The sequence below is a fragment of the Streptomyces virginiae genome, assembly GCF_040638905.1.
GTDB lineage: Bacteria > Actinomycetota > Actinomycetes > Streptomycetales > Streptomycetaceae > Streptomyces > Streptomyces virginiae_B.
In genome coordinates, this window is record NZ_JBEZYV010000008.1 from 217,658 (window position 1) to 233,194 (window position 15,537).

General features: G+C 72.9%; 16 protein-coding genes. 11 read left to right on the top strand and 5 right to left on the bottom strand.

What is annotated here, in order from left to right:
• Positions 1–46 precede the first annotated feature (46 nt).
• Complete coding sequence (locus AB0F82_RS14525; RefSeq protein ID WP_078628190.1) at positions 47–391, bottom strand: YbaB/EbfC family nucleoid-associated protein; 345 nt, start codon at positions 389–391, stop codon at positions 47–49.
• A gap of 290 nt (positions 392–681) precedes the next feature.
• Between AB0F82_RS14525 and AB0F82_RS14530 the strand changes: the two genes are divergently transcribed.
• The gene (locus tag AB0F82_RS14530) at positions 682–1,428 is read left to right on the top strand and encodes an SLATT domain-containing protein (RefSeq protein WP_030817469.1); all 747 of its coding nucleotides are present in this window, start codon (positions 682–684) and stop codon (positions 1,426–1,428) included.
• Between the two features lie 106 nt (positions 1,429–1,534).
• Here AB0F82_RS14530 and AB0F82_RS14535 read toward each other — a convergent pair whose 3' ends face one another.
• The 3 genes from AB0F82_RS14535 to AB0F82_RS14545 form a co-directional block, all read right to left on the bottom strand.
• Entirely contained in the window at positions 1,535–2,185 is a 651-nt protein-coding gene (locus AB0F82_RS14535; protein WP_362627013.1) for a hypothetical protein, read from the bottom strand.
• Between the two features lie 104 nt (positions 2,186–2,289).
• A complete protein-coding gene (locus AB0F82_RS14540; protein WP_362627016.1) occupies positions 2,290–2,955 on the bottom strand; it encodes a GntR family transcriptional regulator in 666 nt (221 codons plus the stop codon).
• Between the two features lie 155 nt (positions 2,956–3,110).
• A complete protein-coding gene (locus tag AB0F82_RS14545; protein WP_362627020.1) occupies positions 3,111–4,469 on the bottom strand; it encodes an aspartate aminotransferase family protein in 1,359 nt (452 codons plus the stop codon).
• A gap of 312 nt (positions 4,470–4,781) precedes the next feature.
• On the opposite strand from AB0F82_RS14545, the gene AB0F82_RS14550 reads away from it, so the two are divergent.
• From AB0F82_RS14550 to AB0F82_RS14565, 4 genes are all read left to right on the top strand, one after another.
• Positions 4,782–5,414 (top strand): DJ-1/PfpI family protein, encoded by a 633-nt coding sequence (locus tag AB0F82_RS14550; RefSeq protein ID WP_362627023.1) that lies wholly within the window; start codon positions 4,782–4,784, stop codon positions 5,412–5,414.
• Positions 5,407–5,925, top strand: coding sequence for a MarR family winged helix-turn-helix transcriptional regulator (locus AB0F82_RS14555; RefSeq protein ID WP_362627026.1), 519 nt, complete (start codon positions 5,407–5,409; stop codon positions 5,923–5,925). Before AB0F82_RS14550 ends, AB0F82_RS14555 begins: the two co-directional genes overlap by 8 nt.
• Positions 5,926–6,143: 218 nt before the next feature.
• Complete coding sequence (locus tag AB0F82_RS14560) at positions 6,144–7,709, top strand: serine/threonine-protein kinase (protein WP_362627029.1); 1,566 nt, start codon at positions 6,144–6,146, stop codon at positions 7,707–7,709.
• A gap of 98 nt (positions 7,710–7,807) precedes the next feature.
• Positions 7,808–8,179, top strand: coding sequence for a nuclear transport factor 2 family protein (locus AB0F82_RS14565; protein WP_362627032.1), 372 nt, complete (start codon positions 7,808–7,810; stop codon positions 8,177–8,179).
• Between the two features lie 197 nt (positions 8,180–8,376).
• Here AB0F82_RS14565 and AB0F82_RS14570 read toward each other — a convergent pair whose 3' ends face one another.
• The gene (locus AB0F82_RS14570) at positions 8,377–8,868 is read right to left on the bottom strand and encodes an HIT family protein (RefSeq protein ID WP_362627034.1); all 492 of its coding nucleotides are present in this window, start codon (positions 8,866–8,868) and stop codon (positions 8,377–8,379) included.
• Between the two features lie 216 nt (positions 8,869–9,084).
• Between AB0F82_RS14570 and AB0F82_RS14575 the strand changes: the two genes are divergently transcribed.
• The 6 genes from AB0F82_RS14575 (at position 9,085) to AB0F82_RS14600 (ending at position 15,439) form a co-directional block, all read left to right on the top strand.
• The gene (locus AB0F82_RS14575; RefSeq protein WP_362627037.1) at positions 9,085–10,152 is read left to right on the top strand and encodes an alpha/beta hydrolase; all 1,068 of its coding nucleotides are present in this window, start codon (positions 9,085–9,087) and stop codon (positions 10,150–10,152) included.
• Positions 10,145–11,335: an acyltransferase family protein gene (locus AB0F82_RS14580; protein ID WP_362627040.1), complete on the top strand. Its 1,191-nt coding sequence runs from the start codon at positions 10,145–10,147 to the stop codon at positions 11,333–11,335. Before AB0F82_RS14575 ends, AB0F82_RS14580 begins: the two co-directional genes overlap by 8 nt.
• Before the next feature lie 130 nt (positions 11,336–11,465).
• Complete coding sequence (locus tag AB0F82_RS14585; RefSeq protein WP_362627042.1) at positions 11,466–12,689, top strand: sensor histidine kinase; 1,224 nt, start codon at positions 11,466–11,468, stop codon at positions 12,687–12,689.
• Positions 12,686–13,357, top strand: a complete 672-nt coding sequence (locus tag AB0F82_RS14590) for a response regulator (RefSeq protein ID WP_030817459.1) — start codon at positions 12,686–12,688, stop codon at positions 13,355–13,357. Before AB0F82_RS14585 ends, AB0F82_RS14590 begins: the two co-directional genes overlap by 4 nt.
• A gap of 88 nt (positions 13,358–13,445) precedes the next feature.
• A complete protein-coding gene (locus AB0F82_RS14595) occupies positions 13,446–14,783 on the top strand; it encodes a sensor histidine kinase (protein ID WP_362627045.1) in 1,338 nt (445 codons plus the stop codon).
• On the top strand, positions 14,780–15,439 hold the full coding sequence (locus AB0F82_RS14600) for a response regulator transcription factor (RefSeq protein WP_356811622.1): 660 nt from the start codon (positions 14,780–14,782) through the stop codon (positions 15,437–15,439). Before AB0F82_RS14595 ends, AB0F82_RS14600 begins: the two co-directional genes overlap by 4 nt.
• The last annotated feature ends 98 nt before the right edge of the window (positions 15,440–15,537 follow it).

A 15,537-nucleotide genomic window follows, 5' to 3' on the forward strand; every position in this document is an offset into this window, starting at 1 on the left:
TCGGATGGGATCGGAGGGAGAGGAACGGGAACGCAGGAGGGTACTGCTAGAACGGCAGCCCGGGAATGCCGCTGCCACCGCCCAGCCCCTGCGCGAGGGGGCCCAGCTTCTGCTGCTGGAGCGCCTGGGCGTTCTCGTTGGCGGCCTGGACCGCCGCGACCACGAGGTCGGCGAGCGTTTCCGTGTCCTGCGGGTCCACGGCCTTCGGGTCGATCACCAGCGCGCGCAGCTCACCGGAGCCCGTGACGGTCGCCTTGACCAGGCCGCCGCCGGCTTGGCCCTCGACCTCGGTCCGCGCCAGTTCCTCCTGGGCCGCGGCGAGGTCCTGTTGCATCTTCTGGGCCTGCTGGAGCAGCTGCTGCATGTTGGGCTGGCCACCACCGGGAATCACAGGGCACTCACTTCCGTACGTCGGTACCGTCGGGACCTTCGCGGCTCCGAGACCTTCGGAACGCTTGGTCAATCCGAGCCTACGTGCTCCCCGCGCGGCGCGCCCTACGCCGTGAGGACCAACTCTTTCGAGTGAGAGTCGGGGCGTACGCGTACCTGATGGAGACCTCCTTGCGAGCGGAAATCGCGGGATTCGTTGTCCATCGCCCGTCATTCGAAGGTAGGAAGAGCATGCGCATCATTGCGCACACGCGCACCACCACACGTCAGCGCAGGCAGAGGGAGTGCCGGGTGAGCCAGCCGGAGATGCAGCCCGAGGGGCCACCCCGGGATCCCCGGGAGGAAGGCGGCGGACCGATGGCGGCGGGCGATCTGACCGGTCGGCCCTTCCCTCTCGGGGACTGGGGGGAGCCCGCCGAGCGGCTCGACGAGCTCTACCGGCGGGTCGAGGCCGACGCGCTGCGCACCGCCGAGTGGTACCTGTCGGACCGGGCGTGGAAGCGCCGCGGGGCGCGCGTCCTGCGCGTCGGGGCGGCCCTGGGGGCCGTCACCGGCGCCGCGATGCCGGTGCTGGAGCTGACGGGCTCGGCGCCGGGCGGGTCGACGTACGGGTACCTGGCGCTGCTGCTGGGCGCGGCCGCGCTGGCCTGCGACCGGTTCTTCGGGCTGACGTCCGGGTGGATGCGGGACGTGGCCACCGCCCAGGCGGTGCAGCGCAGGCTCCAGACCCTCCAGTTCGACTGGGCGTCGGAGAACGTCCGCGAGGTCCTCGGCCCCACCGAGGGCACCGCCAGCGAGGCCGCCGAGCGGTGCCTGACCGTGCTGCGCCGCTTCTCCGAGGACATCACGGAGCTGGTGCGGTCGGAGACGGCGGACTGGATGGTGGAGTTCCGGTCCGGGCCCGCGCCGCTGGTGATGCAGTCGCTGGGAGCCTCCGGGGCCCGCGCGGACGCGTACGTCCCGCCGGCCCGCTTCCCGCTGCCGCCGGGCACCCGCCCGAACATGCCGCGCCAGCGGCCGCCCGAGCAGCCGCGCTGATCCCGCCGAGGGGCCGGACCGGGCCCGCCAAGAGGGCGGGGCCGGACCCGCCGAGGGGACGGGGCCGGACCACCGAGGGGGCGGGCCGGACCGCCCCGACCACCGGTCAGCTGAAGATGATCATCGAGCCCTGTCCGAGGCTGCGCGTCGCCGCCGCGTGCAGTCCCAGCCAGACGTGCCGCTCACGGGCGAAGGGGCTGCCGTCGTACGGGATCGGTCCCGCCGGCTCCTCCAGTGACGTCGGCCGCCCCGGCGGCGCGGGCGCCGCGGGCGGGTTCCCCGGGTCTATCCCGATGGCGGGGGCGACGAACAGCAGCTCCCGCAGCAGCCCCTGCGCGGACCCCAGCGGTCCGCCTCCGGCCAGCAGCTCCTCGTTCGCCAGCGGCGCCGCGAAGTCGACCGGCACGTACGCGCCCGCGTGGTCGTAGTGCCACACCAGGTGCGACTGCTGCGCGGTGGGCTCGAACATCTCCAGCAGCTGTTCGTAGTCCCCGCCCAGCTCGTCCACCGGGGTCACCGGCAGGCCGCAGAGCTGGAGCAGGTAGGCCCGTCTCAGGAAATGCAGGGCGTCGTAGTCGAAACCGGCGACCGGGGCGACGTCCCCGCTCAGACCCGGCATGTACGCGAACACGGGCACGGACGGGAGTCCGGCCTCACCCAGTGCCCTGTCGTACGAGGCGATCTCTTCCGCGAAGGGGTTGTCGGGGCTGTGGCACAGCACGTCGACAAGGGGGACCAGCCACAGGTCACAGGCCACTCGGCCTCCGATCAGTCGTTGTCGCCGATGCGGCCAGCGTAGTGTGCCGGACACCCTCCGCGAAGGGGTGCGCAGAACTACGGGAGGCCGGACGCCCGCCGGGTTCAGAGCCGGGCGGCCCAGGCCAGCGCGTGCTCGTTGTAGCCCTGCACGATGCGGCGTACCGCGTCGGCGTCCGCCAGCGTCACGGCGTCCACCAGAGCGCTGTGCCCGTCCCAGAGCGCTTCCCGCAGCTGCTCCTCGCGCTGGAGGTGGGGGACGGCGAAGACCCAGCACTGCACGCGGATGCGGTGCAGGAACTCGGTGATGTAGGGGTTGGCCACCAGCCCGCTCAGTTCCCGCCAGAAGCGCAGGTCGTAGCCGATCAGCACTTCCAGGGAGCCGCTCTCGGCCGCCCTGCGCGCCTCCTCGCCCCGGCGGCGCACCGACACCAGCATCTCGCCGGAGCCGGGGGCGGTGCCCCGCTCCGCGAGCCGGCGGAAGATGCCGTCCACGACCAGTGCACGGGCCTCGATCATTCCGCGGAAGTCGTCGACCGTGAGGATCCGCACACGGAAGCCCCGGTGCTGGACCAGTTCGAGGAGCCCCTGGGCGGAGAGGTCCACGAGCGCCTCGCGCACCGGGGTGGCGGAGACCTCGTACTGCTCGGCTATCTGCTTGACGGTGAACTCGGTCCCCGGAGGCAGGCGTCCCGCGAGCACCTCGTCACGCAGCGCGTCCGCGATCTGCTGGCGAAGTGTGGTGCGGGTGACAGCGCCGCTGCCTGGCATAGGGGTCCGTCTCCTGTCGTAGAGCTCCGGACACCATAGGCCAGACAGCGAGGCCGAAACCGGGCGGTTGGTGGTGGTTATGTGTGGATCCGACCCGCTGTGAAGACGAGAATCACACCGGCGCGAACCGGCCACCACCACCCACCGCCCTCCGGTTACGCGGTGGTGTGGCGGTCGGCGACCGTCAGCGCCTCGTCCAGCAGGGCCAGGCCCTCCTTCGCCTCCGCCTCCGTGACGGTGCACGGGGGGACCACGTGGGTGCGGTTCATGTTGACGAAGGGCCACAGGCCGGACGCCTTGCAGGCCGCCGCGAAATCGGCCATCGGGGCGTTGTCCGCACCGGCCGCGTTGTACGGGACGAGCGGCTCGCGCGTCTCCTTGTCCCGTACGAGCTCCAGCGCCCAGAAGGCGCCGAGGCCGCGGACCTCGCCGACCGAGGGATGGCGCTCGGCGAGCTCGGCGAGCGCCGGGCCGATCACGTTCTCGCCGAGGTGTGCGGCGTGCGCGACGACGCCCTCCTCCTCCATCGCGGTGATCGTCGCGACCGCGGCGGCGCAGGCCAGGGGGTGGCCGGAGTACGTCAGTCCGCCGGGGTAGGGGCGGGTGGCGAAGGTCTCGGCGATGGCGGCCGAGATGGCGACGCCGCCGAGCGGCACATAGCCGCTGTTGACGCCCTTGGCGAAGGTGATCAGGTCGGGGGTGACGTCCCAGTGGTCGGCCGCGAACCACTTGCCGGTCCGGCCGAAGCCGGCCATGACCTCGTCGAGGACGAAGACGATGCCGTGGCGGTCGCAGAGCTCGCGGACGCCCGCGAGGTAGCCGGCGGGCGGGACCATGATGCCGGCGGTCCCGGGGACGGTCTCCAGGATGATCGCCGCGATCGACTGCGGGCCCTCGAAGGCGATGGTGTCGGCGAGGTGGGCGAGGGCGCGCTCGCACTCCTCGGCCTCGGTGGTCGCGTGGAAGGCGGAGCGGTAGAGGTACGGGCCCCAGAAGTGCACGACGCCGGCGGCGGCCGTGTCGGACGGCCAGCGGCGCGGGTCGCCGGTCAGGTTGATCGCGGCGGCGGTGGCGCCGTGGTACGAGCGGTAGGTGGAGAGCACCTTGGCGCGGCCCGTGTGCAGACGGGCCATGCGGACGGCGTTCTCCACGGCCTCGGCGCCGCCGTTGGTGAAGAAGATCTTGTCCAGGTCTCCGGGGGTCCGCTCGGCGATGAGGCGCGCGGCCTCGGAGCGGACGTCGACGGCGAAGCCGGGCGCGAGGGTGCAGAGCCGGGCGGCCTGCTCCTGGATCGCGGCGACGACCTTGGGGTGCTGGTGACCGATGTTGGTGTTCACCAGCTGGGAGGAGAAGTCCAGGTAGCGCTTGCCCTCGTAGTCCCAGAAGTAGGAGCCCTCGGCCCCCGCGACGGCGAGCGGGTCGATCAGGGCCTGGGCGGACCAGGAATGGAAGACGTGCTTCCGGTCTGCGTCCTTCACGGCGGCAAGGGTGTGCGGGGTGGCATGAGGGGTCATGGCGACACGCTAGAAGTGCGCAGGTGGGGAGGGATATCGGCGGACTGTATGGGGGTGGCGGGCCGGTCTCGGCAGTCTGTCTGCGCCCCGGGAGGACCCGCTCCAAGTATTGACAGCATCCTGTCGATATGACAGTCTCTTGTCATAGGCGCTTTTCGTGGAAGGGCCGGTACGGACGGTCTCGCGCCACGCACCGCGAGCACCCGCGGCCACTCGGCCGCCGCCGACCGTTTCGGCCCCGCCCGGGCCCGCTCCGGGCCCACCGCGAGCGCCGCAGGCACCTGGCACCACCGACGCTGGAGGCGACACACCATGAGCGAGACCGCAGCACACAAGCCCGTCCACCTCGCGGTCTACGACACGTACGCGGACTGGGAGACCGGCCACACCACCGCACACCTCACCCAGCGCGGCCACGTGGTGCGGACGGTCGGCTTCACCGCCGGAGCGCCCGTCACCACCATGGGCGGCATCCGCATCCAGCCTGACCTGGGGCTCGCCGATCTGCGACCGGAGGACTCCTCGCTGCTGATCCTCACCGGCGCCTCCTTGTGGGACACGGGGGACGAACTGGCGCCCTTCGCGGCGAAGGCCCGGGAGTTCCTGGCTGCCGGGGTACCGGTCGCGGCGATCTGCGGGGCCACCGCCGGCCTCGCCCGCGAGGGGCTGCTGGACGACCGCGCCCACACCAGCGGGGTCTCCTTCTACCTGGCGGAACAGCCGGGCTACGGCGGCGCCGAGAACTACGTCGAGGCCGACGCGGTGACCGACGGGGACCTCATCACGGCGGGCCCGACCGAGCCGGTCGCCTTCGCCCGCGAGGTCTTCGCCCGCTTGGACGTCTACAAGCCTGACGTCCTGGACGCCTGGTACGGGCTCTTCCACGACTCGGACGCGAGCGCCTACCCGGTCCTCATGGCGGCATCGGCGGCGGGCGATGCTTGAGCCCCTGTCGCCGCCCGGGTCGACCCGCACCCGGCAGGACCTGCTGAGCCGCACCGCGCTCGGGGTGTTCCGGCTGAACGGCCAGTTCCTCTCCCTCTCCGAGGAGCTGGCACGGCCCGCCGGGCTGACCGCCGCCTGGTGGCAGGTGCTGGGAGCGGTGCTGCGGGAGCCGCTGCCCGTCGCGGGAATCGCCCGGAGCATGGGGATCACCCGGCAGAGCGTGCAGCGCATCGCGGACCTGCTCGTCGCCAAGGGCCTCGCGCAGTACGCGCCGAACCCCGCGCACCGGCGGGCGAAGCTGCTGCGTCCGACGGAGGAGGGCCGCGCGGCGGTGGACCGGATCGGCCCGGGCCACTCGGCGATGGCCGCCCGCCTCGCGGCGGAGCTGGGTGACACCGCCTTCGCGGAGACGGTCCGGGTCCTGGAGCGCCTCGCCGCGGCGCTGGACACCCTGCCCGCACCGCGCGATCCGTCGGATCCGGCCGATCCCGCCGATCCCGCCGATCCGTAGGGTCGGGCCGATACGGCCGATCCGGCCTGGGCACGGCTTTTCGGTCCTGCCCGGCCCGAGCCTTCCGGGGCCGAGCTTCCGGGGCCGGAGCTTCCGGGGTCTGAGCCTTTCCGGGGTTCGGGCCGCCGGCGGGGGCCGCAGGGAGGCAACCGGCGGGCGCTCGCGGCCGTCCTTCCCAGCGGAGGCTGTTCGGCCAGCAGGGGGAGGACCACCCGGCCATGGAACAACTGCATCCGCACGACCCGCACCGCATCGGCCCCTACCGCCTGCTCTCACGGCTCGGCGCCGGAGGGATGGGCCAGGTCTACCTCGCCCGCTCCGACCGCGGCCGCACCGTCGCCGTCAAGCTCGTCCACCACGGGCTCGCCGCCCGCGAGGAGTTCCGCATCCGGTTCCGCCAAGAGGTCTCGGCTGCCCGCCGGGTCGGCGGCGAGTGGACCGCCCCGGTCCTCGACGCCGACACCGAGGCGCCGACCCCCTGGTTCGCCACCGGCTACGTCGCGGGGCCGAGCCTGCGCCGGGTCGTGGCCCACGACTTCGGGCCGCTGCCGGACCGATCGCTGCGGATCCTGGCCGCCGGCCTCGCGCACGCCCTCCTGGACATCCACCGCGCCGGCATCGTCCACCGCGACCTGAAGCCCTCGAACGTGCTGATCACCCTCGACGGGCCCCGCGTCATCGACTTCGGCATCGCCCGCGCCCCCACCGGGTACGACGCCGGCCTGACGCGGGCCGGTGAAATCATCGGCTCCCCCGGCTTCATGGCCCCCGAGCAGATCCGCGGCGAGCCGGTGACCGCCGCGTGCGACGTGTTCTGCCTCGGCGCGGTCCTCGCGTACGCGGCTACCGGCCGGCTGCCCTTCGGGGACGCGGAGCAGCCCGGCGGCCTTCCGGCACTCCTGCTGCGCAGCACCGAAGCGGAACCCGACCTGTCCGGCGTACCGGCCGAGCTGCTCGGCCTCGTACGGGACTGCCTGCACCGGGATCCCGGCGCGCGGCCCGGGCCCGCCGAGGTGCTGGCCCGGGTCGGCGCCGGCGACACCGTGGCCGACGGGAGGGCCCTGGAGCCCTGGCTGCCGGCCCCGCTGGTGGCCCGGCTCGGGCGGCACGCCGTACAGCTGCTGGACCGTGAGGACGCCGGGCCGGACCGTGCGGAGCCGGCGCCGCCTCCGCTGCCGCCCTCCTACTCCGCGTACCCGCCGCTGGAACCGGAACCTCCGCCCCGGCCCTGGACGGCGTCCACCGCCCTGCTCCTCGCGGTCGCCGCGGTCGTCGCGGCCCTGTCGGCCGGCACCGTGTACGCGGTCATGAGCGGGGCCGAGGACCCGCGACCGCCCGTCACGAGCCCCCGTACGCCGGCGACGACCGGCCCGGGCCCGGCCTCCGCTTCGGGTTCCACTTCGACTTCTGCTTCTGCTTCCGCCTCGGCCATGGGGTCGGCGCCGTCCCCGGCCCCGGCGGCCGGCAGCCTGCCCGAGGCCTACGTCGGCACCTGGCAGGCCGTCCGCGGCAGCCAGACCTGGCGGCTCACCCTCGCGCCCGGCGGCGTCGGGGAACAGGTGATGTCCCTGGCCGTCCAGAACCCCGGATTCGCCTGCGCCTGGACCGCACCCCTGCGCAGCGCGCCCGATCCCGTGGACCTGGATGCCTCCACCGTCACCTCGGGCGCGCCTCCGACCTGCACGTCGGGCGGGCGGAGCCGGCTCCGGCTGCTGTCCGACGGCGCCCTGCGCAGAGAGCTCGCGGGCATGGGCAGTCCCCCGCTCGACTACCGCAGGCAGTGACCGGCGCCGTTTGTGTCGAGGTCAATAAGCCTGCAGGCAAAGCTTGTTGGCTGTGACCCGGCTGCCGGACACTGCGGCACATGGAGCCGTTGAGGGTAGTGGCACGACTGTGGGAGCGGATCGAGGCACGCGACTGGGACGGCGTGGCCGGGCTCATCGCCGAGGACGCCGTCATCGAATGGCCCGTGAGCGGTGAGCGCATCGTCGGGCGCGCCAACTTCATCGCCGTGAACAGCGACGACGGCTACTCGGACGAGAAGCCCGTGCGAGTGCTGCGCATCCTGGCCGACGGGAACCACGTGGTCACCGAGGTGGAGATGCCCCAGGACCACGTCGTCTACCGGGCCGTCTCCCTGTGGACCGTGCACGAGGGGGAGATCGTGGAAGCGCGGGAGTACTGGACCAGCCCCGGCCAGGACCCCGCCCCCAGCTGGCGGGCGGGATACGTCGAACCCCTGGTGGCGGACTGAGCCGCGTGCTCTCCACCCTCCTCGGCGCGACCGGGTCGCAGGCGGTGTCCCGCCGATCAGGCCGGGCTCGCGGCGCTGCCGACGGGGCACACGCCCGGGGCGGGTGACGGCGGGGCGACGGGCGACGGGCGACGGGGGGCGTCCTGATCCGCTTCGGCGTGCGGGTCGCGACGACATGACGGCCCGCCAGTAGCCGGTCAGGCCGTGGGCCCCGCCGCTCCGAGCCGGTCCAGCTCCTCGCCGATCGCGGCCCTCAGGGCGTCGTGGCGCGGACCCAGCGCGTGCCGCTCGCCGCGCCAGCACTCCTCCTCGTAGAGCCACACGGGCCGCCTGACGCGGTCCTCGGGTTCCCAGTCGTAGCGGGGCCAGACATGGGCGTGGAGGTAGGGGTCGGTGTTGCCGAGGATCTCGATGTTGACCCTGCGGAAGGCCGGGTCGAGCCGTACGCAGGCCCGCTCGACGGCCTCGGCCAGCCGCTCGGTGTCCGCGAGGTACGCGCCCCTGCGCGGCCGGGGCAGGTCCGAGAGCCGGGTCGCGGCCGGGTCGTCGGTCAGCAGTACCGAGTAGCCGGGGAGGAACTGCCGGTCCCCGATGACCGCGAAGCCGGCGGTGAGGCGGCGCAGGACGGTGGGGTTCACGCCGCGGTGCGCGCTGCCGATGCGGTCGCTGCGCCAGTCGTCGTCGCTCATTGGTGAACTCCAAGTGGCTCATGTCACCGTGGTGTTGGGCGATGGTGTGGCACACGGTGAGGCGCGCGCTGTGCCTCTGAAGTATCCCCCGTCATACCCGAGAGCTACGTGCGAACACGGCTCTGCGGCGGGACGCCGACGAGGGGTCCCGGTTTCTAACTTCGGTGAGACAGAGGGGCGCTGACGGCCCTTCCGGGCGACCGAAGGAAGCACATCGTGGCGACGGGGACGGCGACGGGCACGGCAGGGGCTGCGGGGGCGGCGGACGGGGTCGGCACGGGCGGGGTCAGCGCGGGCGGGGTCGGCGCGGGCGGGGCGGTGTTCAGCACCGGGAGGGCGAGGGTGCGTGGTGGGCGGCTACGCCGCACGCTGCTGGCCTCGCTGGTCGCGACGGCCGTCGTCGTCCCCGTGTCGGCCGCCGCCTCCGCCAAGGCTCCCGCCCCGGCACCCGTCGTGTTCGCCGAGGATGCCTCGCCCCAAAGCCGTTATGCCGCCAACCGTGACAATCTCGCCGAGGCGGTCCGGATGGCCCAGGACGCCGACCGCTCCGGCCGGGCCGGCCGACTTCGGGCCATGGCGGCGGGCGGCACGGCACAGTTCCTCGCCTTCGACGGCAGCGGACGGGGCCGGGTCGTCGAGGTGTTCGGCGAGCTGGAGACCGCCGACCGGATCGCCGTCCTGGTGCCCGGCTCCGACACCACCCTCGATACGTACGAGAGGTTCCGGTCCGGGGCGGTGGCCCTCCAGCAGCGCCTGCAGGCGGGCGGTCCCCGTTCCGCCGTGGTCGCCTGGCTCGGGTACGACACCCCGGGCACGGTCAGTACGACCGTGCTGACCGCCGGCCGGGCCGAGGAGGCGGCGGCCGAACTGGGGCCGCTCCTGGACCGGTTGCGGGACATGGCCGCGCCCGGCTCACGGCTGTCGCTGCTCTGCCACTCCTACGGCTCCGTCGTCTGCGCCCGGACCCCGACGGGGCCGGCGGTCGGCGACATGGTGTTCTTCGGCAGCCCGGGTACCGGGGCCGCTTCCGTCCGGGAGCTGCAGACCTCCGCCCGGGTCTGGGCCGGGCGGGGCGGCGCCGACTGGATAGCCGGTGTGCCGCACGTCCGGCTCGGCGGGATCGGCTTCGGCACCGACCCGGTCGACCCCGCCTTCGGGGCGCGGGCCTTCGACGCCGGCGCCGGGGGCCACAGCGACTACCTCAAGCCGGGCACCCGTTCCCTCGACGCCCTGGCCGCCATCGTCCTCGGTACCGCTCCCGCGCAGGAGGCCTCCCGTGCATGAACTCCGCGGCCGCTGGTCCGCTCTGGCGGCGGGCATCGACGCGGCCACGCCGGCCGGCCGGGACCGGGCCGTGGACGCGCTCCGGGCCCTGGCGATCCTCGGAGTGGTGCTCGGCCACTGGCTGGTCACCTCCCTGACCGCGGCCGACGGCGGTCTGCACGGCACCAGCCCGCTGGCCCGCCTGCCCTGGCTGGCGCCGGTGTCCTGGGTGTTCCAGACGCTGGCCGTCTTCTTCCTGGTCGGCGGCCATGTCGCCGCTGTTGGGTACGCCTCGGCGCGCGAGCGGGGAGTCTCGTACGGGGCTTGGATCGGGCAGCGGCTGGGCCGGCTGTTCCGGCCGGTCGCCGCGGTGCTCGTCCTGTGGACGGTCGTGGCGGGCGGGCTGCTCATCGGCGGCGCGGAGCTCGACACCGTACGGACGCTGGTCAAGCTGGTCCTGTCGCCGCTGTGGTTCCTGCTGGTGTTCGCCGCGCTCACCGCCGCGACCCCACTCGTGGCACGGCTCAGCCCGCTCTGGCCTGCCGCCGTGGTGGCGGGTGTCGACCTGTGGCGTTTCGGGCCGGGCGGGCCCGAGTGGATCGGCTGGGTCAATGTGGCCGCGGGCTGGCTCGTGCCCTTCACGCTGGGCGCCGCGTGGGCACGCGGGGCCCTCGCCCGGCGGGCTCGGCTCCGGCTCCTGGCCGGCGCCGGCGCCGCGGCCACCGCCGCGCTGATCCTGTGGGGCGGATACCCGGCGTCCATGGTGGGCGTGCCGGGAGCGGCGATCTCGAACCTGAACCCGCCGACCCTCGCCGCGGTCGCCTTCGGACTGGCCCAGTGCGGGCTGGCCCTGCTGGTCCGCGACCGGCTGGCCCGGCTCATGCGGCGGCCGGCGGCCTGGGCGAAGGTGGCGCTGGTGAACCTGTCCGCCATGACGATCTTCCTGTGGCACCAGACCGCCATGATGGCCGTCACCGCCCTCGGGCTGTTGGTCTCGGCCGACCTGCCCGGCCTGCACACCGTGCCCGACTCGGTCGGCTGGATAGCGGCCCGGGTGTTGTGGCTGCCGGTGTTCGCTGCCGTGTTGGGGCTTTGTTGGGCGGCGTTCCGCGTCCACGAACAGGCGGGGCGCCCCCGCCCGGCCACGGTCACCGCCGCCTGCCGCGTCCCGAGCCCTTCCGCCAAGGAGGTCAACCATGCCTAGGCTGGCCGATGTGAACGATCAGCGCGTGCCCCCGGCCGGGCCGAGAACCTCAGAAGCCGCCGCGGGAGCCGGGCCCCGTCTGTCGTTGGCCCTGGACCTGTTCACGCTGCGAAGTGATCCGCTCCCCAGGATGGGCGGGCCGCGGTGGCTCGCCCGGCTGCCGCACGTATTCGTCGCCTATGCCGCGGTGTTCTTCGGGTTCCTCACCACCGAGCAGCTCATGGACCACTACCACGTCAAGGGCGGCCCGCCGCTGGCCGTCGCGCTGCTGACCGCGCTGTCCATCTGGCTGGCGATGTTCCGCCCTGTCGCCGCCTGGTGGCTCGCTCTGCTCGCCGCGGGCTGGATCGCCTGGATGATCCACGACAACGTCGGGCAGGGCCAGACCTGGCCCTGGACGCCCGGCGGGATGTTCGCGTTCGCCCCCGTGCTGCTGCTGGTCGCCCTCCGGGTGCCGCCTCGGGTGACCATATGGGTCGTCGGCATCTCCATCGCCCTCACCGGGGCGGCCGAGCTGACGCTCCATCCGGGCGGGAGCCAGTTCTCCTCCATGGCGGCGACCGTCCTCTTCGGCTTCGTCGGGCTCCTCGGGTACGCGCTGCGCGCCCTGCGGCTGGCCCGTGGCGAACTGGTCGAGCAGGAGACCCTCACCGCGGAGGAGCGCGCACGGCGCACCGTGCTGGAGGAGCGCAGCCGCATCGCCCGTGAACTGCACGACGTCGTCGCGCACCACATGTCGGTGATCTCCATCCAGGCGCAGGTCGCCCCACACCTCGTGGACAACCCGTCCGAGGAACTCAAGGAGAACCTGGCGGGCATCCGGGAGAACGCGCTGGAGGCCCTCACGGAGTTGCGGCGGGTACTGGGAGTGCTGCGCTCCGAACAACCCGGGGATCCCGCTGCCCCGCAGCATCCGCAGCCGACCCTGGCCGAGTTGGACGGCCTCGTGGACAACGTAAGGGGTGCGGGGCTGGACGTCACCACCGCGGTCGCGGGCATCCGCCGGCCGCTGACGCCCGGCGTGGAACTCACCGCGTACCGGATCGTGCAGGAGGCCTTGAGCAACTGCCTCCGCCACGCGCCCGGTTCACAGGTGGAGGTCGGCGTCGCGTACGGGCCTCGCGAGCTGCACCTGTGCGTCGCCAACAGTGCGCCGACCCGGCCGGCCGCGCCCTCGCAAGGAGCGGGGCACGGGCTGCTGGGGATGCGGGAGCGGGCGGGCATGCTGGGGGGCGAACTGGCCGCGGGACCACGCCCCGACGGCGGGTACGAGGTCAGCGCCGTGCTCCCGATGGACCCCCAGGACCCGCCCGCCGGCCCCGGTACCGGCCCCGAGACGAAGAAGGCCGCATGAGCACCCCGATCAAGGTGATGATCGCCGACGACCAGATGATGGTGCGGCAGGGCTTCACCGTGCTTCTCAACGCCCAGCCCGACATAGAGGTCGTGGGGCAGGCGGTGGACGGGGCGGACGCCGTCGCGAAGGTCGCCGAGCTGGCTCCGGACGTGGTGCTGATGGACATCCGCATGCCCGGCATGGGCGGTATCGAGGCCACGTCCGTGATCACCCGTGTTCCCGACGCCGCGGTGAAGGTTCTCGTGCTGACCACCTTCGACCTCGACGAGTACGTGTACGAGGCGCTGCGGGCCGGGGCTTCCGGGTTCCTGCTGAAGGACGCCTCGGCCGATCAGCTCGCGGAGGCGGTACGGGTGGTGGCGGCCGGTGAGGCGCTGCTCTCGCCGAACATCACGAAGCGGCTGATCACGGAGTTCTCCCGGCTGGGCGCTCCCCGCGCGCCGTCGCGAGCCCGGATCGACGTGCTGACCGAGCGGGAGACCGAGGTGCTGTCGCTGATCGCCCAGGGCCTGTCGAACGCGGAGATCTCCGAGCACCTGGTCCTGGCCGAGCAGACGGTGAAGACCCACGTGAGTCGGATCCTGGTGAAGTTGGGGCTGCGGGACCGGACGCAGGCGGCGGTGTTCGCCTACGAGAGCGGTCTGATCCGTCCGACGGGCTACTGACGGACCCGTGTAGTACTTGAGAGGGACCCGGGGAAATCCCCATCGGCGGCGACGCGGACGAAGGCGGTACAGACCTACGGTTGTGTGCATGACCGAGACGACCACCGGGGGGACAGCCCGGACGCCTGAATTCCGACTGGCATCGGAGGTGATCGCGACCCTGCGCCAGGACCTCGTCACCGATGCCTTCGCCTACCGGCCGCTGCCCCTGGCGGGGGCACCGGGACGCTTCTCGCGGCGGCTCCCCGAGGGGATACGACGGTATGCGCCGTGGCGGCGGCATGCGGCGGTGGGCGTGCTGGCGTTCTTCGCCGTGCTGTTCACGACGGAAGGGCAGTCGAGCTACTTGGGCGATCTGGGTCAGCTCGTCATGGGGCTGATAGCTGCGGCTCCGGTCCTGATGACGCTTGTACGGCCGGTGGGCGCGTGGTGGGCGGCCGTCGCGATGACGGTGGTGCTGGCCGCCCTCGGCGGCGGCGCCAACTGGCCCTGGACCCCGGGCGCCTTCTTCTCCTACATCGCGGTCATGGTCCTCGTCACGCTGCGAACCGGCCCGCGGGTGGCGGCCTGGATGTGGGCGCTCACCCTCGCGCTGGGCACCGCATTGTCCGTGGTGTTCAACGGCCAGTGGGGCTCGAACATGCCGGAGATGGCGGTGACCTCGGCGTTCGCTCTGGTGATCGCCGGCAGCATCCAGATACGCAGGCACGCCAAAGCGGAGGTGAGCGCGCAGCAGGAGGTCACGGCCGTCGAGCGGGACAAGCGGACGCTGCTGGAGGAGCGGACCACGATTGCGCGGGAGTTGCACGACGTGGTGGCGCACCACATGTCGGTGGTGGCGATCCAGGCGGAGGCCGCCCCGTACCGGGTGAAGAATCCGCCGCCGGAGCTGGAGGCGGCGTTCGTCACCATCCGGGAGAACGCGGTGGCGGCCCTGACGGAGCTGCGGCGGGTGCTGGGTGTGGTGCGCTCCGCGGACTACGAGGCTCCGGACGCCCCGCAGCCGACGCTGGCCTCGCTGGACGGGCTGTTGGCGAATGTGCGCGAGGCGGGGCTCAGCGTGGAGAAGACGGTCACGGGTGCGGTACGGGAGCTGCCGCAGGGCGTGGAGCTGTCGGCGTACCGGATCATCCAGGAAGCCCTGAGCAACACCCTGCGACACGCGCCGGGCGCGGCGGCCGGGGTGGAGGTGTCGTACGTGCTGGGCGGTCTGGGGATACGGGTCGTCAACGAGGCGCCGACCGGGGATGTTCGGCCCTCGGCGGGGGCCGGCCACGGGATCACCGGGATGCGGGAGCGGGTCGCCATGCTGGAGGGGCAGATGACGGCCGCGCGGACGGCATCGGGCGGGTACGAGGTCGCGGTGTTCATTCCGGTGCGCAACCGGGCCGAGCCGGTGCCGGAGTCGCAGGAAGGACCGGCATGACGATCAAGGTGCTGATCGTCGACGACCAGATGATGGTCCGCGAGGGGTTCTCCGTTCTGCTGAACGCCATGGACGGCATCGAGGTGGTGGGCGAGGCGGTCGACGGCCGGGAGGCCGTCGCGCAGGTGGCGGCGCTGCGGCCGGACGTGGTGCTGATGGACATACGCATGCCGCAGATGAACGGCCTGGAGGCGACACGGGAGATCGTGGCCGCGGACACGGACGCGAAGGTGCTGGTCCTGACGACCTTCGACCTCGACGAGTACGTGTACCAGGCGCTGCGGGCGGGGGCTTCCGGGTTCCTGCTGAAGGACGCTTCAGCCCGCCAGCTGGCGGACGGGGTGAGGGTGGTGGCGGCCGGTGAGGCCCTGCTGGCGCCTTCGGTGACCAAGCGGCTGATAGCGGAGTTCTCGAAGATCTCCGAGGCGCGCAGGCTGGCGGATCCGGCCGGGGTGGGTGAGCTGACGGAGCGTGAGACGGAGGTGCTGATCCTGATCGCGCAGGGCTTGTCCAACGCGGAGATAGCCGACCGGCTGATCGTCGCGGAGTCCACGATCAAGACCCATGTCAGCCGGATCCTGGTCAAGCTGGGCCTGCGGGACCGGACGCAGGCGGCGGTGTTCGCCTACGAGACCCGCCTGGTCACGCCGGCCTGACCCGGGGGGAGAGCCGGGGAGAGCCGGGGAGAGCCCCAGGAGGTGGCTCGCCGATCGCGCCGCGGGCCCGGCCTGGTCGACAGGACACCCCCTAGTCT